18 protein-coding genes and 1 pseudogene are annotated in these 19,373 nt (G+C 70.7%); 4 read left to right on the top strand and 15 right to left on the bottom strand.

Features of this window, described 5'->3' with window-relative positions; genetic code table 11:
* Position 1: 1 nt before the first annotated feature.
* Positions 2-1,168, bottom strand: a complete 1,167-nt coding sequence (dusB, locus tag RJQ01_RS07865) for a tRNA dihydrouridine synthase DusB (RefSeq protein WP_350476190.1) — start codon at positions 1,166-1,168, stop codon at positions 2-4.
* A gap of 49 nt (positions 1,169-1,217) precedes the next feature.
* Between dusB and RJQ01_RS07860 the strand changes: the two genes are divergently transcribed.
* The gene (locus RJQ01_RS07860; protein ID WP_350476189.1) at positions 1,218-1,793 is read left to right on the top strand and encodes a hypothetical protein; all 576 of its coding nucleotides are present in this window, start codon (positions 1,218-1,220) and stop codon (positions 1,791-1,793) included.
* Positions 1,794-1,811: 18 nt separating this feature from the next.
* Here the strand turns inward: RJQ01_RS07860 and RJQ01_RS07855 are convergent, their stop codons facing one another.
* Positions 1,812-2,864, bottom strand: coding sequence for a Gfo/Idh/MocA family protein (locus RJQ01_RS07855; RefSeq protein WP_350476188.1), 1,053 nt, complete (start codon positions 2,862-2,864; stop codon positions 1,812-1,814).
* Between the two features lie 30 nt (positions 2,865-2,894).
* Here RJQ01_RS07855 and RJQ01_RS07850 point away from each other — a divergent pair, with 30 nt between their 5' ends.
* Entirely contained in the window at positions 2,895-3,383 is a 489-nt protein-coding gene (locus tag RJQ01_RS07850; RefSeq protein WP_350476187.1) for an aminoacyl-tRNA deacylase, read from the top strand.
* A 167-nt stretch (positions 3,384-3,550) separates the two neighbouring features.
* Here the strand turns inward: RJQ01_RS07850 and RJQ01_RS07845 are convergent, their stop codons facing one another.
* The 12 genes from RJQ01_RS07845 to RJQ01_RS07790 all read right to left on the bottom strand — a co-directional run bounded on the left by RJQ01_RS07845 (position 3,551) and on the right by RJQ01_RS07790 (position 15,739).
* The gene (locus tag RJQ01_RS07845; RefSeq protein ID WP_350476186.1) at positions 3,551-3,691 is read right to left on the bottom strand and encodes a hypothetical protein; all 141 of its coding nucleotides are present in this window, start codon (positions 3,689-3,691) and stop codon (positions 3,551-3,553) included.
* Positions 3,688-4,359: a DsbA family oxidoreductase gene (locus tag RJQ01_RS07840; protein ID WP_350476185.1), complete on the bottom strand. Its 672-nt coding sequence runs from the start codon at positions 4,357-4,359 to the stop codon at positions 3,688-3,690. The genes RJQ01_RS07845 and RJQ01_RS07840 overlap by 4 nt, the downstream gene beginning before the upstream one ends.
* 40 nt (positions 4,360-4,399) lie before the next feature.
* A complete protein-coding gene (locus tag RJQ01_RS07835) occupies positions 4,400-5,371 on the bottom strand; it encodes an endonuclease domain-containing protein (RefSeq protein WP_350476184.1) in 972 nt (323 codons plus the stop codon).
* A gap of 261 nt (positions 5,372-5,632) precedes the next feature.
* Positions 5,633-7,018, bottom strand: coding sequence for a glycine--tRNA ligase (locus tag RJQ01_RS07830; RefSeq protein ID WP_350476183.1), 1,386 nt, complete (start codon positions 7,016-7,018; stop codon positions 5,633-5,635).
* Positions 7,019-7,096: 78 nt separating this feature from the next.
* Positions 7,097-8,161, bottom strand: a complete 1,065-nt coding sequence (locus RJQ01_RS07825) for an aminotransferase class V-fold PLP-dependent enzyme (RefSeq protein ID WP_350476182.1) — start codon at positions 8,159-8,161, stop codon at positions 7,097-7,099.
* A gap of 72 nt (positions 8,162-8,233) precedes the next feature.
* Complete coding sequence (locus RJQ01_RS07820) at positions 8,234-9,034, bottom strand: isoprenyl transferase (RefSeq protein WP_350476181.1); 801 nt, start codon at positions 9,032-9,034, stop codon at positions 8,234-8,236.
* Positions 9,031-9,843 carry a DNA repair protein RecO gene (gene recO, locus RJQ01_RS07815; RefSeq protein WP_350476180.1) on the bottom strand — a complete coding sequence of 271 codons (813 nt, stop codon included), beginning with the start codon at positions 9,841-9,843 and terminating at the stop codon, positions 9,031-9,033. The genes RJQ01_RS07820 and recO overlap by 4 nt, the downstream gene beginning before the upstream one ends.
* Positions 9,844-9,928: 85 nt before the next feature.
* Positions 9,929-11,098 carry a cysteine desulfurase family protein gene (locus RJQ01_RS07810; protein ID WP_350476179.1) on the bottom strand — a complete coding sequence of 390 codons (1,170 nt, stop codon included), beginning with the start codon at positions 11,096-11,098 and terminating at the stop codon, positions 9,929-9,931.
* Positions 11,095-12,036, bottom strand: coding sequence for a carboxylating nicotinate-nucleotide diphosphorylase (nadC, locus tag RJQ01_RS07805; RefSeq protein ID WP_350476178.1), 942 nt, complete (start codon positions 12,034-12,036; stop codon positions 11,095-11,097). Before nadC ends, RJQ01_RS07810 begins: the two co-directional genes overlap by 4 nt.
* Positions 12,033-13,715 (bottom strand): L-aspartate oxidase, encoded by a 1,683-nt coding sequence (gene nadB / locus RJQ01_RS07800; RefSeq protein WP_350476177.1) that lies wholly within the window; start codon positions 13,713-13,715, stop codon positions 12,033-12,035. Before nadB ends, nadC begins: the two co-directional genes overlap by 4 nt.
* A gap of 8 nt (positions 13,716-13,723) precedes the next feature.
* A complete protein-coding gene (nadA, locus tag RJQ01_RS07795; RefSeq protein ID WP_350476176.1) occupies positions 13,724-14,998 on the bottom strand; it encodes a quinolinate synthase NadA in 1,275 nt (424 codons plus the stop codon).
* A gap of 9 nt (positions 14,999-15,007) precedes the next feature.
* Complete coding sequence (locus tag RJQ01_RS07790) at positions 15,008-15,739, bottom strand: NUDIX hydrolase (RefSeq protein ID WP_350476175.1); 732 nt, start codon at positions 15,737-15,739, stop codon at positions 15,008-15,010.
* Positions 15,740-15,909: 170 nt separating this feature from the next.
* Between RJQ01_RS07790 and RJQ01_RS07785 the strand changes: the two are divergent.
* Both RJQ01_RS07785 and RJQ01_RS07780 read left to right on the top strand, forming a co-directional pair.
* Positions 15,910-16,554 (top strand): annotated as a pseudogene (locus tag RJQ01_RS07785) (trimeric intracellular cation channel family protein); the annotation flags it as partial.
* A 221-nt stretch (positions 16,555-16,775) separates the two neighbouring features.
* Entirely contained in the window at positions 16,776-17,522 is a 747-nt protein-coding gene (locus RJQ01_RS07780) for an SDR family oxidoreductase (RefSeq protein WP_350476174.1), read from the top strand.
* Between the two features lie 80 nt (positions 17,523-17,602).
* Here the strand turns inward: RJQ01_RS07780 and leuA are convergent, their stop codons facing one another.
* Positions 17,603-19,369: a 2-isopropylmalate synthase gene (gene leuA / locus RJQ01_RS07775; RefSeq protein ID WP_350476173.1), complete on the bottom strand. Its 1,767-nt coding sequence runs from the start codon at positions 19,367-19,369 to the stop codon at positions 17,603-17,605.
* Positions 19,370-19,373: the final 4 nt, after the last annotated feature.

The following is a 19,373-nucleotide window of genomic DNA, read 5'->3' as shown; positions in this document are numbered from 1 at the left end:
CTCAGCCTCCGCTGTGGTGCAGCTCGGCGGCGGAGACCGCGGCGCGGTGCGCCTCGGTGAGCTCCCGGTCGACGAGCCAGTTCTCGGGCAGCGCCGGCCGCTTCGGCGAGCCCGCACGGCCGCGCGGGCCCTCCGCCTCCGAACCCGGATACGGCACCGCGCGGTCCAGCTCGCCGAGCAGGTCATCGATCTGCTGCAGGCTCTCCACCGCCGCCAGCCGCGCGCGCAGCTCACCGCCGACCGGATAGCCCTTGAAGTACCAGGCGACATGCTTGCGGATGTCGCGGCACGCCTTGACCTCGTCGTCGAAGAACTCCACGAGCAGCTCGGCGTGACGGCGGAACGCGTCCGCCACCTCGCCGAGGCTCGGCCGAATGCGCAGCTGCTCACCGCGGAAGCCCGCCGCCAGGTCGCCGAACAGCCACGGCCGACCCAGGCAGCCGCGCCCCACCACGATGCCGTCACACCCGGACTGCTCGACCATGCGCAGGGCGTCCTCCGCCGACCAGATGTCGCCGTTGCCCAGCACCGGGACGCCCGAGATCGTCTCCTTGAGCGTGCCGATCGCATCCCAGTCCGCGGTGCCGCTGTAGAAGTCGGCAGCCGTGCGGGCGTGCAGGGCGACAGCGGCGACACCCGCGCCCTCGGCCGCCTTCGCCGCCTCCAGATAGGTCAGGTGGTCGGCATCGATGCCCTTGCGCATCTTCACCGTCACCGGGATCGGCCCGGCGGCCCGCACCGTCGCCTCCACGATCGAGCGGAACAGCTCGAGCTTCCACGGCAGCGCGGCTCCGCCGCCCTTGCGCGTGACCTTCGGCACCGGGCATCCAAAATTCATATCGATGTGGTCGGTGAGACCCTCGCCGACGAGGAAGCGCGCAGCCTCCCCCGCCGTCACCGGGTCGACGCTGTACAGCTGGATGCTGCGCGGCGTCTCCGACTCGTGGTGCGTGATGAGACGCATGGTCTCGGGCGTGCGTTCCACCAGGGCGCGGCTCGTGATCATCTCGCTCACATACAGCCCCGCGCCGTACTCGCGGCACAGTCGACGGAACGCCGTGTTGGTGATGCCCGCCATCGGCGCGAGCACGACCGGCACGCTCAGCGGGATCGGGCCGATGCTGAGCGGAGGCGCGGCGGGCGCTGCGCGCAGGGTGGCGGTTGACATGGTGCGTCTATTCTCCCAGGTCACGTTGGCGGGGCGTAACAGAGGCGGGATGAGCCGCAACGCGCGAGATACTGGCGACATGTCTCCGGTCTCTCTCGCCGTTCTCGGGTTCGACGAGGTCCCCTTGCACTGGCCGTGGGGCGAGGGACCTTCGTCGTTCCGCTCTCCTACCGTCGATGGGCGCCTTCTGCAGGAGGTCCTCACTCCCCTGTACGCGACGCGACACAGCGATCAGCTCGACATCGCATACCCGTTGACGAGTTTGTTCGAGCCCGCGGAACAAGTCACATGGCTGACCTCGCTCATGGGCGGCCAGTCCCTCACAGCGCTCGAACCGGGCCGTACCGCAATCGCCTACTGCTCGCAGTGTTTCAGCGACACCGACGGATGGGTACTGGCGTGCCGAATCAGGGCGACCGACGCAACTGTCACCTGGGATCATTTCGGCATCGACAACGACAGTGACAACTTTGGGCGCTACGGGAAGCCCGGTCGAGTGACCCCGCCACCGAGTGGGTGGTTCGAGGAGTGCTTCAGCGGTGACTCTTCGATCGTGTTTGACCGAAGCCTGTACGAGAATGCGGTTGCTGCCGAGATCTCACGGCTCGAGGGTGCCACCCCGTAGATCCCGCGCAGCGTCCGGTCAGCGCGGGTTCAGGGCGTGAGCCTGCTCGATGATGCGCACGGTCTCGAGGGCGTGGCGAGCATCCACCGGCACAGGGGCGCCGTCTCGGATGCTCGCCGCGACCTGCGCGTAGAAGTCGGGGTATCCGCCCGCCTCAGTGGGCACCGGCGTGAGCGGCTGCTCGCCGTTGTCGACGCCCAGCAGGCCCCACTGGGCCGCGGGAGTCTCGCCGTAGCCCTCGCTGCCCGGCCAGCGCCCGACCTTGAGGGCCGGCTCCTGCCCGTCGAGGCCGTACACGCTGTACCCGCTCTCATCGCCGAGAACGCGGAAACGGGGGCCGCTCTGCGCCGCCACCCGGCTCATCGTGAGGTGGCTGCGCACGCCGCTCTCGTGCCGCAGCGACAGGAACGCGTCATCCTCGCTGCCGAGCCCCTCCCGCACCGACCGTAGCTCGGCGACCTCGAGCGTCGCCGGCCCGATCAGCGTGAGAGCCTGATCGATGAGGTGGCTGCCCAGATCGAACAGAATGCCGCCGCCCTGCGCCGGCGTGATCTGACCCTGCCACTGGTCCCGCTTCGGCGCGCCGAAGCGCTCGAACGTCGACTCGAAGCGGTGCACGGCACCGAGCGCGCCGCGCTCCAGCAGACGCGCGACCGTCAGAAAGTCGCCGTCCCAGCGGCGGTTCTGGAACACCGTGAGGGGCCGCTGCGCCGACTCCGCCGCGGCGATGATCGCCTCCGCATCGCTGACGCTCGGCACGAACGGCTTGTCGATCACGACCGCCGCCCCGCCCTCGAGCGCCGACACCGCCTGCTCGCGATGAACGTGCGGCGGGGAGGCCAGCACCACCAGATCGAGGTCGCCAGCGGAGGCGAGCGCGAGCAGAGCATCCGTCGACACGATCTGAGCACCGGGGTGCGCTGCGGCCGCCTGCGCGGCCCGCTCCTCGCTGCTCGTCGCGATCGCCGCAATCGTGAACGCCGGACTCGTGGCGAGGAAAGGCGCGTGGAAGACTCGACCCGCGAGTCCGAAGCCGATGATGCCGGTCCTGATCGGTGCGCGAGAGGTCATGGGCTCAGCCTACGTGCCGAGAGGAGCACCGTGACCGATGCAGAAGAGGGCCGAGATCGCGTCGCCGCCGACGCCGTCGCGCGCGGGCTCGACGTCGAGTTCGTCGAGAGGATGCGCGCCCGCTCGCTCGAGGAGGCCGCCGAGCTGCTCGGCATCCCGCCGTCGTCGATCGTGAAGACGCTCGTCGTGGCGCGCCGCGACGGCAGCTTCCTCTTCGCCCTCGTCCCCGGCGACCGCCAGCTCGCGTGGCCGAAGCTTCGGGCCCTCGTCGGCGTCACCAAGCTGCGCCTGCCCGACGCTGCGGAGGCGTTCGCCGCCACCGGATTCGAGCGGGGCACCATCACCCCGCTCGGCTCGACGACCGCGTGGCCCGTCTATGCCGACTTGAGCATGCAGGGTCGGCGGGTGTCGCTCGGTGCGGGGTCGCACGGCGCGTCGCTGTTCGTCTCCGCCGACGAGCTGCTCGCCTCCTTGGGCGCGGTCGTCGCCGACATCACCGAGCCCCTGCCAGCGCGGTAGCCCTCAGCCCGAGCACCCCGCCCACCCCGTGCGCGTCTCCACAATTCAGGAGTCGCGGCGCGAGCCGAGGCATTCTCGGCGACATGCCGGCGTGTCGCACGGCGCCCCGAGCGCGATCTCCTGAGTTGTGGAGACGGCCGGCGCAGAGGGCGCGAGGTGCGGCTCGGCTAGTCCGCCGTGGGAGGAGGCGTTTCGACGGCGGGCGCCAGGCCCTGCACGAGGCACGAGTCGCCCTCGCACGCGGCCTCGCCTGCGGGTGCCGACGGGGTCAGCAGGGTGAGCGGCGTCGGCCGGGCATCCTCGTTCATGCCGATGCCTCGGCGCGGTCCGCCGCAGCCTGCCGCAGAGCGGCGACAAAGTGGGCGGTCTCTTGGGCTCCCGAGATGCCGTATCGATCGTCGATCACGAAGAACGGCACGCCCTGGATGCCGTATGCCACCGCTTGCGCCATGTCGGCCTTGACCTCCGCCACGTGGGAGTGCTCGGCAAGAGCGGTCGATGCCGCCTCCCGGTCGAGGCCCACCTCGGCAGCCAAGTCGGCGAGCTCGTCGCCGCGGCCGATGTGGCGGCCCTCGGTGAAGTACGCACGCAGGAGCCGCTCCTTGAGCTCGAGCTGCTTGCCGTGCGCCTTGGCGAAGTGCAGCAGCTCGTGCGCGAGCACCGTGTTCGTCTGGTGGATGTCGTCGTAGCGGTAGTCGAGGCCGACCGAGGCGGCGACGCCCGTGACGCGGTCGATCATCGCGCGCGCCTGCTCGGGGTCGATGCCCTTGCGGTCGCTCAAGTAGTCGACCGGCGTGCCCTTGAAGTCGACGGGCGTGTCGGGGGCGAGCTCGAACGAGCGGTACACGACGTCCACGTTCGGCGCGTCGGGATCGGCCGCGAGCTCGGCGAGCGCGGCCTCGAACTTGCGCTTGCCTATGTAGCACCAGGGGCACTGCACGTCCGACCAGATCTGCACACTCAGCGGCTCGCTCATGCTGGGGTCAACGCCACCGCGGCGGCGGTATTCCCTGCGGTCACCTCCACAATTCAGGAGTCAAGCGAGCTACTGCGGCATGATCTGCTGACCACCGGCGTGTCGCCGGGTGCTTGAGGGCCTCGACTCCTGAATTGTGGAGATGCACGAGGATGCCGCGCGCTCGCAGCGCGCGCTCGACCGCAGCCTGCACGGCGCGCCACTGCCCGAACACCTGCCGGGCACTCGGACGCAACGCGTGGTACCCCGCGCCGGTCAGTTCGAGGTCGCGCCACCGATCCTCCTCGAACGTGTCGCGGTGGAACTGCTCGCCATCGACCTCGATCGCGACCACGCCCTCGACGACGAGGTCGATGCGCTCGAGCCCGCCGGTCCAGCTCACTTGTGAGTGCACGTGCAGTCCCGCTGCCCGCAATCGCGTGCGCGCGAGGCTCTCGGGCAGCGACTCGCAGCGCTCGTCGGCGAGGTCGACGAGCGGCCCGATCGGCCCCAGTCGCTGGGCGAGCGCGGCTCGGTCGATACGGTCGATCCGCCCTGTCTTGAGCGCCCAGTCGAGGGCCGCGACGGCTTGCTCGAGCGGCTCGACCCGGCACACGAGTTCGAGCGCCTCGACAAGGTCGACGACTCCGGTCGACGAGCCCCGGTCGTGCGTCGCGGCGCCCCAGTGCACGACGGCACCGTCGGGGCGGGCATCCGAACGGGAGTGATCGCGTCGCCATTGCGTTCGCAAGCGGGCGGCGTTGATGGCCACGGCGACGTGCAGCGGATGCTCACCGAGCACCCAGCCGCCCATCGCTGCGATGGCGCTCATGCCGGTCAGTCGCCCGCCGACGCGCATCGCGCGGAACCTCGGGTCGCGCTCGGGCCACGTCGAATACCAGCCGCGCCGCGGGCGGTTGAGGGTTCCTGAGCTCAGCGCTCGACGCAGATCGTGGTCGGTCGCGCCGAGCTCACGCAGCCGACGTCGGTCGAGCGCGCCGCCGTGGCGAGCGACGACGAGTGCAGCATCCATCGTCGAAGGGTGCTGCCGGCCCGGCCCCGGCGGCGCGTGCGGCCCCAGGCGGTGGAATCTGCCCCGGCGCCCCCACCCTGGGAGGGTCGGGAAGCAACGGGCATCTCCACAACTCAGGAGGCGCGGGCTTGCGGAGCGCGCGACACGCCGACAGGAGCCCCGGGAAGTCCTGACGGGCGCCGCGACTCCTGAATTGTGGAGGCCGAACGTGTGTCGGGGCGCTCGCGCGGCGCGGGCGCGAGAGCCGGGTGACGCGACGCGCTAGGCGCCGATCAGCTCGGCAGCGAGATACCCCTCGAGTTTGGCGAGCGGGATGCGCTCCTGCTCCATGGTGTCGCGCTCGCGCACCGTCACCGCCTGGTCGTCCAGGGTGTCGAAGTCGACCGTGATCGCGAACGGCGTGCCGATCTCGTCCTGACGGCGATAGCGGCGACCGATCGCACCGGCGTCGTCGAAGTCGACGTTCCAGTGCTGCCGCAGGGTGTCAGCGAGCTCGCGCGCGACGGGAGAGAGCTTCTCGTTGCGCGACAGCGGCAGCACCGCTGCTTTGACGGGCGCGAGCCGGCGGTCGAGTCGCAGCACCGTGCGCACGTCGACGCCGCCCTTCGTGTTGGGCGCCTCGTCCTCGGCGTACGCGTCGACGAGGAACGCCATGAGCGAGCGGGTGAGACCCGCCGCGGGCTCAATGACGTACGGCGTCCACCGCTCGTTCTTGCCCTGGTCGAAGTAAGAGAGGTCAACGCCTGACGCGGCGGCGTGGGTCGAGAGGTCGAAGTCGGTGCGGTTGGCGACGCCCTCGAGCTCGCCGAACTCCGAACCGGAGAACCCGAAGCGGTACTCGATGTCGACAGTGCGCTTCGAGTAGTGCGAGAGCTTCTCGGCCGGGTGCTCGTACAGGCGCAGGTTCTCCGGCTTGATGCCGAGGTCGGTGTACCAGGCCATGCGCGCGTCGATCCAGTACTGGTGCCACTCCTCGTCGCTGCCCGGCTCGACGAAAAACTCCATCTCCATCTGCTCGAACTCGCGGGTGCGAAAGATGAAGTTGCCCGGCGTGATCTCGTTGCGGAACGACTTGCCGATCTGGCCGATGCCGAACGGCGGCTTCATGCGCGCAGCGCCCAGCACGTTGACGAAGTTCACGAAGATGCCCTGCGCCGTCTCGGGTCGCAGGTAGTGCAGCCCCGACTCCTCCTCGACCGGGCCGAGGTAGGTCTTGAGCAGGCCCGAGAACTCCTTCGGCTCGGTCCATTGGCCGCGCGTGCCACAGTTGACGCACACGACCTCCGCGAGCCCGCCCTCGGGCGGCCGCCCCTTCTTCTCCTCGAACTCTTCCTCGAGGTGGTCGGCGCGGTAGCGCTTGTGGCAGCTGAGGCATTCCACGAGGGGGTCGCTGAAGACGTCGACGTGGCCGGAGGCCTCCCACACCTTGCGGGGCAGGATGACGCTCGAGTCGAGCCCGACGACGTCGTCGCGGCGCGTCACCATCGAGCGCCACCACTGGCGCTTGATGTTCTCTTTCAGCTCGACTCCGAGGGGACCGTAGTCCCACGCGGACCGGGAGCCCCCGTAGATCTCGCCCGCCTGAAACACGAAACCGCGTCGCTTGGCGAGCGCGATGACCGCATCGAGTCGACTGCTGGATGCCACGAGCTCTCCTTGATCCGCCGCACTGGGTGCACGGCACGATGGCCCAGTCTAGTGAGGCGCGCCCGTCGCGCCGACGCGTCACGCCGGCTCAGGCAGCCCCGCGCGGCGGACCACCCGCACGAGTGCGGCGACATCCTCTTCCGTGTTCCAGAGGTGGAAGGAGGCGCGCAGGCGGCCCGCACGGCCGCTGATCCGGATGCCCTCCGCGAGCGCCGCCGCCAGCAGCGCGCCGTCGGCATCGGGAATCGACACGATCGCCTGCTTCTGCTCGGGCAGCCCGAGCTCGGTCGTGAGGCGTGCGCCGAGCCCCGCAGCGTGGCGCCATGTTTCAGCCGGGTCGAGCTCGGCGAACAGCTCGAGGGCGGGCTCGGCGCCGATCCAGGCCTGCCACGCCGGTGACACGTCGAAACGGCGAGCGTCGTGCGCAAGATGCATGGCGGGGCCGTACACGGACGTCCAGACGTCCTCGCCCCCGTACCAGCCCGCCTGCAGCGGGCGCAGTTTGCTCCCCCACTCCTCGCTCACGGTGAGGAAGGCGACGCCTCGAGGCGAGCACAGCCACTTGTAGGCGTGGCAGACGGTCGCATCGAAGGCCGACGCATCGACCGTGTGTACGCCCGCTGCCTGCGTCGCATCGCACAGGGTGCGCGCGCCCACGAATCGGGTGGCCTCGAGTATCGCGCCGACGTCGGCCACCTGACCGCGCGCCGACTGGATGAGCGAGAACGCCACCAGCGCGGTGGACGCCCCCACGCTGTCGGCGAGAGCCTCGAGCGGCACCGTGCGCACGACGAGGTCGCCTCTGGTGAGGAACGGGAACAGCACTGAACTGAAATCGCCTTCCACGCCGAGCACCTCGGCGCCCGGTGGCAGATCGGCCGCGAGCAGGCTCACCATGACGCTCGTCTGGGCTCCGATCGCGACGCGGGAGGAATCGACGCCCACGATCTTGGCGTAGTGGCGACGCGCCGCCGCAACATGACGGTCGTAGCCCTGCGGGTCGCGATCGGCAGCGCACCACCGCTCGAGGTCGTGCGTGATCGCGGCAACGGTCTGCTTCGTGGGCAGGCCCATGGACGCGACCGCGAGATACCCGGTCGCATCGCCGAAGCTGCCCCGCGCGGCGTCCAGGCTGATGCTCATGCCCCACAGCATCCACCTCCGAGGGGCGTGAGTCGAGCATCCCCGCGTTGCTCGCTCGCGAGTGTCGCGCGGCTACCTGCCGGTGGCGGGCGCATCCACGGCGCCCCCGAACCGCCGGTCGCGCGACGCGTAGTCGGCGATCGCCTCCCAGAGGTGGCGGCGGCGGAAGTCGGGCCACAGCGTGTCGAGAAACACCATCTCGGCATACGCGCTCTGCCACGGGAGGAAGTTGCTCGTGCGCTGCTCGCCGCTCGAGCGCACGAACAGGTCGACATCGGGCTGGTCGGGCTCGTAGAGATGGCGGGCGATCGTACGCTCGGTGATGCGCCCCGGCGTGAGCCGCCCGGCGGCGACCTCCTCGCCGATCGCGCGCACAGCATCCACGATCTCGACGCGGCCCCCGTAGTTGACGCACATCGTCAGCGTCAGCCCCGTGTTGCCCGCCGTGCGACGCTGCGCCTCCTCGAGCTCGCTGATGACGCTGCGCCACAGCCTCGGGCGGCGGCCGGCCCAACGGATGCGCACGTTCCACGCGTCGAGCTGGTCGCGGCGACGGCGCAGCACCTCACGGTTGAAGCCCATGAGGAAGCGCACCTCGTCGGGGCTGCGGTTCCAGTTCTCGGTGCTGAAAGCGTAGACGCTGAGGTGCGTGACGCCGATCTGCACGGCGCCGGCCACGACGTCGAGCAGGCTCGCCTCGCCTGCCCGGTGGCCTTCGACGCGCGTGAGGCCCTGACGGTTCGCCCAGCGACCGTTGCCGTCCATGACGATCGCGACGTGCTTCGGCACCGCTTCCCTCCGCACCGCAGGGGGATGCTCGCCCGTCCAATCCAGAGGGCGCAGCGGTTCGGCGGGTCGGGATGCTCTGCTCACGCGTACTCCTGCGTCGTCGACGTCGCCGGCGCGGGGCTCGCGGGGTCGGCGGACCCCCGGTGCAGCGCCGGCTCGACGTGCAGTGCGCGGTCGACGTGGGGCAGCGAGCGCAGCCCGCGCTCGAGGTGGAACTGCGTGTAGGCGGCGATAAGCCCGCTCGCCTGCGCGCGGGCCCGCTCGTCGGCGGCATCCGCGGTCGGCCAGTCGCCGGTGAGGAGCGCGCCCAGCAGCTCAAGGGTCGCCGGGCTCACGCGCGGGGCGCCGGGAGGCGCCACGGCATCCGCCACCATGCCGCCCAGCTGCACGACGAACGCACTGTGCGGGCCCGGCGCGCCCGTCACGGCGCAGTCGGCGAAGCTCGGCGCCCAGCCCGCAATCGACAGGGCGCGCAGCAGATACGAGTCGAGGGTGAGGCTCGCATGGTGCTCGCCGCGCGAGAGAGAGCGCAACGCCCCGACGAGCAGCAGGTACTGCTGGGGGCCACCGCCGTCGTCGCCCGTGACCTTGTCGGCGGTCTCGACCATCGCGCTCGCGGCCGTGTAGCGGGCGTAGTCGGCGCTGATCTCGTCACCGTACGAGCCGAGGCTCACCGCCTGCTGGATGATGTCGAGGCTGCGGCCGCGGTACAGCTGCAGGTCGGCGACCATGAAGGGCTCGAGGCGGCTGCCGAAGCGGCTCGCCGTGCGGCGCACGCCCTTCGCGACGGCGCGGATCTTGCCGTGCTGCCGACCGAGCATCGTGATGATGCGGTCGGCCTCGCCCAGCTTGTGGGTGCGCAGCACGACTGCTTCGTCTCGGTAGGTCGGCACCGCCCCAGTATCGCGCGCTCGCCTGCGCGGGGGCCGCTCCCCCGCGGGGCGTTCACAATTCAGGACTATCGCGACGCGCGTGGGCTCAGCGACGCAGCGCAGCCGCCGAATCGGCGAGGGTCGCCACGGCTCGGTCGAGATCGTCCTGAGTTGTCGACGAACCCCAGGTGAAGCGGATCGCCGTGCGCGCCGTGTCGGGCTCGTAGCCCATCGCGAGCAGCACCGGCGAGGGCTCGTCGCGGCCAGCGGCGCACGCCGACCCGCTCGAGGCGAGGATGCCGCGGTCGTCGAGCGCCTGCAGCAGGGGCTCGCCCCCCAGCCCCGGCACGACGAACGAGGCGTGGGCGGGCAGCCGCTCGACCGCGTGGCCGGTGAGCTGCGCACCCGGTACGGCCGCCACGACGGCCGCGATGAACGCGTCGCGACGGGCTGCTTCCGCGCTCCACCGGTCGGGATGCGCCTCGCGCTCCTCCCCCGCGAGCTGCAGCGCGACGGCGAGCCCCACCGCTCCCGCCACGTTCTCTGTGCCGCTGCGACGCTCCCCTTCCTGGCCGCCGCCGTGGATGATCGGCTCGAGCCGCGCGCGCGTGTGCAGAATGAGCGCGCCCACGCCCTTGGGCCCGCCGAGCTTGTGGGCCGAGACGCTCACGGCGTCGGCCGTCAACAACTCAGGACTATCCGCCGGGTCAAGGGACAGCCACCCCGCGGTCTGCACGGCGTCGACGTGGAAGAGCGCGCCGCGCTCGCGAGCCTCCTCGCCCAGCGCGTGCACGGGCTGCACCGTTCCGACCTCGTTGTTGGCGTGCTGCACGCTCACGAGCGCGGTGTCGTCTCGGAGGGCGGAGCGCAGGAGCGCAGCATCCGTTCGTCCTGAGTTGTCGACGGGCAGGCGCGTGACCTCGACGCCGTGCCACCGCGCGAGGTAGTCGGCCGCGGCGAGCACCGCCTCGTGTTCGACCGCGCTCACGATCACGTGCCGTCCGCGGCCGCTCGCGATCGCTCCGAGCGTCAGCCCGATGACGGCGAGGTTGTCGGCCTCCGTGCCGCCGCCCGTGAGCACGACCTGGGGTTGGCGCACTCCGGTGGCGCGGGCGATCACGGCGCGGGCTCGATCGAGCCCCGCCGCCGCGCTGCGCCCGAGCGCGTGCGTGCTCGACGGGTTGCCGTAGTCGCCGGTCAGGTACGGCCACATCGCCTCAAGCACCTCGCGACGCACGGCCCCCGTCGCGGCCTGATCGAGGTCGATGATGCTCACGGCACCGGCGCGCGGTCGATGTCGAGGTCGATGTCGATGTCGATGTCGAGGCCCAGGTCGAGCGCCGGAGCGCTGTGGGTGAGCGCGCCGACCGAGATGACGTCGACGCCGGTCTCGGCGATCGCGCGCACCGTGTCGAGGGTGACGCCGCCACTCGCCTCGACGATGGCGCGTCCGGCGATGAGCGCGACACCGTCGCGCAGCTCGGCGAGCGTGAAGTTGTCGAGCATGATCGTGTCGGGCTCCGCGGCGAGCACGGCCGGCAGCTGCTCGAGCCGGTCCACTTCGACCTCGAGGTGCATCGTGTGGGGGATGCGCGCGCGCACTGCCCGGATCGCGTCCGTCAGGTCGAGCCCCTGGGCGGCCAGCACCGCGAGGTGGTTGTCTTTGAGCATGACCGCGTCCGAGAGCGAGAAGCGGTGGTTGTGGGCAGCACCGGCCCGCACTGCGGCCTTCTCGAGGGCGCGCAGACCCGGCGTGGTCTTGCGGGTGTCGACGATGCGCGCGCTCGTACCGGCGACCGCGTCGACGTAGCGGCGGGTGAGCGTGGCGATGCCGCTGAGACGCTGTGCGAGGTTGAGCGCGACGCGCTCCCCCAGCAGGATGCTCCGGGCCGAGCCGTGCACCGTCGCGACGAGCGCGCCGGGTTCGAGCGCGGCACCGTCGTCGAGGTGCCGCTCAACCTCGAGGTTGCCGTCGGCGCGGGCGAACGCGAGCTCGAGCGCGAGACCGCCAGCGAGCACGCCGGCGCTGCGGCTCACCACGCGAGCGGTCGCGCGGGCCGCAGCCGGGATGGCCGCCTCGCTGGTCACGTCTCCCCACGGGGCGTCCTCGGCGAGGGCTGCGTCGACGACGGCGAGCACTGCGGAACGGGGCGCATCTGCGTTCTCCTGGGCGACTCCGTCGCTGGCGCGTCCCGTTGCGCTCGCGCCGATCATGCCGGCACCTCCTCGGTGCGGCGTGACGCGGGACCCGACCTGTTCGTCCACAACTCAGGACCATCGCGATCGGGGCGCACGAAGACTCGCCGCAGGCGCTGCGCGGCATCCAGGGTCGGGTAGTCCGTGCGGGCGTGAGCGCCTCGGGATTCCCTGCGTGCGAGGGCCGCGGCGCAGGTGAGGCGCGCGAGCGGCAGAAGACTGCGCGCTTCGTCGTCGGCCGGCCGGGCATCCGCGAGTTTCTGGGCGAGAGTCGACATTTCGGTGCCGTCACGCTCCAGGCCGAGCGTTGCCCATGCGTGATCTTTGATGGTGCCGGCCGTCCAGTCGCGAACCCCGTCCCGCAGCGCGTCGGGCGCGATCGCAACGTCGAGCAGCACGGGCTCGCCGCTCATCGCGCGGGCGGGATAGTCCTGAGTTGTTGACGCAGCGGTCGGATCGTCCTGAGTTCTTGACACGACTGGTGCGAGCGCGGGCGGGTCGTGCGGGCGCGACACCGCGTCCCCCGCGCGCCACCCGACCACCACCGCCTCGAGCAGCGAGTTGGAGGCGAGCCGGTTGGCCCCGTGCACGCCCGTCGACGAGGTTTCGCCCACAGCGAACAAGCCCGGCAGCGTCGTGCGACCATCCATGTCGGTGAGCACTCCCCCCATCGCGTAGTGCGCAGCCGGGGTGACCGGCACCGGGGAGCGCGTCCAGTCGACGCCCGTCGCGCGCACGAGCGCGTCGATGGTGGGAAAGCGCTCGCGCAGCAGGGATGCGCCCAGCATCGTCGCGTCCAGCAGCACGGGCCGACCATCCTGGCGCCGCATCTGCTGGGCGATCGCGCGCGCCACGATGTCCCGGGGAGCGAGCTCGCCACGCGGATCGACCTCGAGCATGAAGCGGCGGCCGGACTCGTCGAGCAGGGCGGCACCCTCGCCGCGCACCGCCTCTGACACGAGTCCGCCGCCGGCGAGAACCGTGGGATGGAACTGCACGAACTCGAGATCGGCGAGAGCCGCTCCCGCCGCGTAGGCGAGCACCACACCGTCCCCGGTCGAGACCGGCGGATTGGTCGTATGGCGGTACAGGCGACCGCTGCCGCCGGTGGCGAGCACGACGGCGTCAGCCCTGATCGTCTCGACGCTCGCTATCGCACCCGGCGCCGTCGTCTGCACGACGGCACCCACGACGGCGTCGTCGCGCACGAGAAGCTCGTTCGCACGGGCGAACTCCCGCGCCCGGATGCGGCCGGTGCCGACCGCGGCGGCGAGAGCCGCCTCGATGAGGCGACCGGTCGCATCCCCACCCGCGTGCAGGATGCGCGCCACCGAGTGCGCCGCCTCCAGACCTCGCGCCCAGTCGCGCACGGGCTCGAACGGCGGAACAGCCCCACCCGCGGCGTCGAACTCGACGCCGAGCGCCACGAGGTCCATGATGCGCGCCGGGCCCTCCGAGGTCAGCACCCGTACGGCCTCCGGGTCGCACAGCCCAGCGCCCGCATCGAGCGTGTCCTGTGCGTGCAACTCAGGACTATCGTCACCGAAGACCGCCGCGGCGATGCCGCCCTGCGCCCACGACGTGGAACCCGCCGTCAGCACGTCCTTCGTGACGATCGTCACGTCGTGGTACCGCGCGGCTCGAATCGCGGTGATGAGCCCGGCCATGCCGCTGCCGATGACGAGAATGTGCGCCATGTCGCGGCCTATCCGCGCGGCTTCGCTGCGAGCATCCGCTCGAGCGCCAGGCGCGCATCGTCTTGAATTGTCGACGCGACCGCGATCTCGTTGACGACGCGGCCGGCGACGAGCTCCTCGAGCACCCAGGCGAGGTACCCGGGGTGGATGCGGTACATGGTCGAGCACGGGCAGATGACGGGGTCGAGGCAGAAGATCGTGTGCTGCGGGTACTCGGCCGCCAACCGGTTGACCATGTTGATCTCGGTGCCGATCGCGAACGTCGTCGGCTCGGTCGCGTCGGCGACGGCGCGGCGGATGTAGTCGGTCGAGCCCGCTTCGTCGGCCGCGTCGACGACCGGCATGGGGCATTCGGGATGCACGATCACTCGCACCCCCGGGTGCGACTCGCGCGCCGCGACCACCTGGTCGACCGTGAAGCGCTTGTGCACGCTGCAGAACCCGTGCCACAGGATGACGCGCGCGTCGAGCAGCTCGTCGCGCGTCGAGCCGCCGAGGGGCTTGCGCGGGTTCCACATCGGCATCTGCGTCAGCGGCACCCCCATCGCCTTGGCGGTGTTGCGGCCCAGGTGCTGGTCGGGGAAGAACAGCACCCGCTGCCCCCGCTCGAACGCCCAGTCCAGAACCGTCGACGCGTTCGACGACGTGCAAACGATGCCGCCGTGCTGTCCGCAGAAGGCTTTGAGCGCCGCCGAGGAGTTCATGTACGTCACGGGGATGATGGGCGCGCGTCCGTCGGCGTCGGGCTCATCCCCGTACACCGAAAGCAGCTCCTCCCACGCGGCCTCGACGGAGTCCTCGTCGGCCATGTCGGCCATCGAGCAGCCGGCGGCGAGGTTCGGCAGGATCACCGTCTGGTCGGGCCGCGCGAGGATGTCCGCCGTCTCTGCCATAAAGTGCACCCCGCAGAACACGATGTACTCGGCGTCGGGCTTCGTGAGCGCCGCGTTGGCCAGCTGGAAGGAGTCGCCGAGGAAGTCGGCGTGCTGCACGACCTCATCGCGCTGGTAGAAGTGCCCGAGGATGACGAGGCGGTCGCCCAGAGCATCCTTGGCCTCACGGATGCGCCGGTGCAGGTCTTCCGTCGACTCGTCCTGGTAGGCGGCTGGCAGCGCTCCCTGCCGCGGGCTGCCCGTCGGAATCACGTCGAACATCGAGGAGCCCGGGCCGTACCCGGGTTCCGCGTCGAACTCCCACGGCCCTCTCGCGAGGTCGGGCGTGCAGGTGTCGCCGGGCGCGGTGCCGTTGGTGATCGCGCGGATGGTGGTGTCGAGAGTGGTCATGCGGGATTCCTAGCGGGTGAGGGCCGCGCGAGGCTCGCGCGCCGTGGTCAGGGGCCCGACATCGACGAGCTCGATGTCGGAGTTGTACCGGTAGAGCCGCGGTGGGCGGTGGCGGCCGCCCGTGACGACCTGATCGGTGGGGACGATCGCGCCGGAGGATTCCATCTGGCGGCGGAAGTTCGCGGGGTCGAGGGGCCGCTGCAGCACGGCCTCGTGCACGCCGCGCAGCTCGGCGAGCGTGAACATCGGGCCGAGGAAGGCGTGGGCGATGCGCGAGTACTCCATCTTGGTGCGCAGGCGCCATAGCGCGTAGTCGACGATGAGGTTGTGATCGAAGGCGAGCTCGGGCAGGTCATCGGCGGGGAACCACTGCACGTTCTCGCCGAGACTCACACGCTCGGCCTCGTCGGGCCGCACGAGCGCCCAGTAGACGATCGACACCATGCGTCCGCCGGGCGAGCGGTCGACGTCGCCGAAGGCGTAGAGCTGCTCGAGGTAGGTGGGCTCGAGCTGGGTGGTCTCGGCGAGGGTGCGCCGCGCCGCGGCCTCGAGGCTTTCGTCGACGACGACGGAGCCGCCGGGCAGCGCCCATCGGCCCAGATGCGGTTCCCGGATGCGCCTCACCAGCGGCAGCCACACGCTCGGCGCGGGGCTCTCGTCGCCCTCCCCGTGCGCGGCGTCGCGCAGAGCGAAGATGACCGTCGACACGGCGAGGGCGATGTCGGGTGATGCTGCGGACATCAGGGCTCTCCTCTCGCACATGGCGACGCGGTCTGCACTCGCACTTATAGTCACTCTGACTAGAACAAAGTCTACCAGTTCAGGTCAGGAACACACGAACACGCCCAAGCCCTACCCGGGGCTCGGTCAGGATGCTCGCGGGCGCCACGCAGGCAGCACCGGGCGACAGAATGGGGCTCGTGGACGAGCTCTTCGTGATCCCGCTGTGGGCAGATCTCCTCGCCGTCGGCATTGGCGCGCTGCAGGGGGCACTGTTCGCGGCGCAGTTTCGCGACCGCAGACTCGACTGGCTCGGCGTCGCGATCATCGGCATCGTCGTCGGCTTCGGCGGCGGTCTGTTGCGCGACCTGCTGCTCAACGTTCCGCTCGCGACCCTGCAAACCAATTGGTACGTTCTCGTCGCCACCGGTGCGGCGCTCCTCGGCATGCTGCTCGAGCGCGTGTTCTCACGGGTCAACCCACTCATCACCGTGCTCGACGCGCTCACGATCGGCCTGTTCGGCGCGATCGGCACGACTAAGGCGCTCGCCCTCGGCCTGCCCGAGGTCGCCGCCGTCTTCGTCGGCGTCCTCGCCGCCGTGGGCGGCTCGATTCTGCGCGACCTGCTGCTCAACCTGCCCATCGCGCTCATGCACGTCGGCTCGCTCTACGCCGTCGCGGCGGCGGCAGGTTCAGGCACCATCGCCGTGCTGCTGGCGTTTGAGGTCGACGTGTTCGTAGCGGGCACGGCCGGTGTGGCGATCACCGTCGGGGTGCGCATGGCGTCGGTGCTGTTCGGCTGGAGCTTGCCCGAGCAGCAGGCGATCACTCGCCTGCCCAAGCTGCCCTCCATCCCCCGACGCGGAAGGCGCGACGGCGACCCGGCGCCGGAGGAGGGCAGCCGCACGGTCACGACATCCACTGGTGTGATCCACCTGCACCCGACGACGTCGTCGATCCCGGTCGTCGGCTTCGCGGCGCACGTGAGGCGTCGCTCCCCCATCCCCGGTGCGAGCCGCTCGCGCGGGTAGCCGCTCGATTGCGACAGAATCGGAGTGTGACCCTGCTCATCACCGGCGGCACCGGAACCCTCGGCCGCCCCACCGTCGAAGCTCTGCGCGCAGCCGGCGTCGAACCGCGCATTCTGAGCCGCCGTCCCGGCGACGCGCATGCCATCGCCGACCTGCAGTCGGGAGTCGGCCTGCGCGAGGCGCTCGACGGCGTCGACACGGTGCTGCATCTCGCCACGAACCGACGGTCGGATGCTCGCGCGACCCAGCGCCTCGTCGACGCTGCTCGTTCCGCGGGGGTGCACCACCTCGTGTACTTGTCGATCGTGGGCGTCGACGCCGTGCCGCTCGGCTACTACCGCGCGAAACTCGCGTGTGAAGAACTCGTCGCCGGCTCCGGCGTGCCGTACACGATTCTGCGGGCGACGCAGTTCCACGGCTTCGTGGCGGGGTTCTTCCGCGCTCAGCGTCTCCTGCCCCGCGTGATCGCGCTCGACGCGCCGTTCCAGCCCATCAGCACTGCGGCGGTCGCCGACCGCCTCGTCTCGCTCGCGGCCGTGGAGCCGGCGAACGCGCGTGTCGACGACCTCGGCGGCCCCGAGGTGCTGCCGATGGCCGAGCTCGCCCGGCAGTGGCTCGTCGCGCACGGCTCGTCTGCGGAGGCGGCCTCACGCCGGGTCACGCAGTGGCGCGCGCCCGGCAAACTCGTCGCCGCCTACCGCGCCGGGCTGCACACCACCGGGGTGCCCGGTCCGGGCATCCGCTTCGCCGAGTGGGCAGCGACCGCCTCATGACGCGCGCCTCCTGACGGGTGCAGATCGGGTCGGATGCGGCGGCGGCCCGTCGCCGGGCCGCCGCCGGGCGGCTCACGCTGCTACGCCCCGACGAGCTCTCCCGCGCGGTCGGGCGCGTCGAGCCGGATGGCGCGGTTGACCGCCGAGACCACGGCCTTGAGCGACGCGGTCGAGATGTCGGCGTCGATGCCGACACCCCACAGGGTGCGGCCGTTCACCTCGAGCTCGACGTAGGACGCGGCGAGAGCATCCCCGCCCGCGCTCAGCGCGTGCTCGACGTAGTCGAATAGGCGGATGCTCAAGCCGTGGCTCTCCATCATGCTGAGGAACGCCGCGACGGGACCATTGCCGGTCGCCTCGGTCGCGGCGATCTCCTCACCATCGCGCAGTGACGCGTTGAGCGTGACCGTGCCAGTCATGTCGGAGGCGGTGCGGGTCGACAGCAGCTCGAAACGACCCCACTTGGCGTCGGCCTGCGGCGCGGGCAGGTACTCGTCCTGGAAGATCTCCCAGATCTGGTCGCTCGTCACCTCGCCGCCGTCCGCATCGGTCTTCGCCTGCACGACGTGGCTGAACTCGATCTGCAGCTTGCGCGGCAGGTCCAGCTTGCGGTCGGTCTTCAGCAGGTAGGCGACGCCGCCCTTGCCGGACTGCGAGTTGACGCGGATGACCGCCTCGTAGGAGCGACCCAGATCTTGCGGGTCGACGGGAAGGTAGGGCACACCCCAGGGGATGTCGTTGGTCGTCACACCCGCGGCCTGAGCCCGAGCATCCATCGCCTCGAAGCCCTTCTTGATGGCGTCCTGGTGGCTGCCGCTGAAGGCCGTGTAGACGAGGTCGCCCGCCCACGGGCTGCGCTCGTGCACCTTGAGCTGGTTGCAGTACTCGGCCGTGCGCTTCACCTCATCGAGGTCGCTGAAGTCGAGCTGCGGGTCGATGCCCTGCGTGAAGAGATTGATGCCGAGCGCGACGAGGTCGACGTTGCCGGTGCGCTCGCCGTTGCCGAACAGGCAGCCCTCGATGCGATCGGCCCCGGCCAGGTAGCCGAGCTCGGCGGCGGCGACAGCCGTGCCGCGGTCGTTGTGCGGGTGCAGGCTGAGCAGCACGTTCTCGCGGTGGGCGAGGTGCCTATTCATCCACTCGATCGAGTCGGCGTACACGTTCGGCGTCGCCATCTCGACCGTGGCGGGCAGGTTGATGATGACCTTGCGCTCGGGCGTCGGCTCGAGCACCTCGAGCACGGCGTTGCACACCTCGACGGCGTACTCGAGTTCGGTGCCCGTGTAGCTCTCGGGGCTGTACTCGTAGAAGACCTCGGTGCCGGGCACCATCGCCTCGAACGAGCGGCACAGGCGCGCGCCCTCGAGCGCGATCTCCTTGATGCCCTCGCGGTCGCTACGGAACACGACCTCACGCTGCAGCACGCTCGTCGAGTTGTAGAAGTGCACGATCGCGCGCTTCGCGCCCTTGATGGACTCGTAGGTGCGCTGGATGAGGTGCTCGCGGCACTGCGTGAGCACCTGGATGGTGACGTCGTCGGGAATCAGATCCTGCTCGATGAGCGTGCGGACGAAGTCGAAGTCGGTCTGGCTCGCGCTCGGGAACCCGACCTCGATCTCCTTGAACCCCATGCGCACGAGCAGGTCGAACATGACCCGCTTGCGCTCGGGGCTCATCGGGTCGATGAGGGCCTGGTTGCCGTCGCGCAGGTCGACGGCGCACCAGCGGGGTGCGTGCGTGATGCGCTTGGTCGGCCACGTGCGGTCGGGCAGCTCGACGCGGATCTGCTCGTGGAACGGCGTGTACTTGTGAATCGGCATCCCCGAGGGCTGCTGGCGGTTCTCCATGGTG

The organism is Microcella sp., from assembly GCF_040286215.1.
In the GTDB taxonomy this organism is placed as follows: Bacteria; Actinomycetota; Actinomycetes; order Actinomycetales; family Microbacteriaceae; genus Microcella.
The sequence above is the reverse complement of the archived record's forward strand: the minus strand, read 5'-3'. Positions and strand labels throughout refer to the sequence as shown.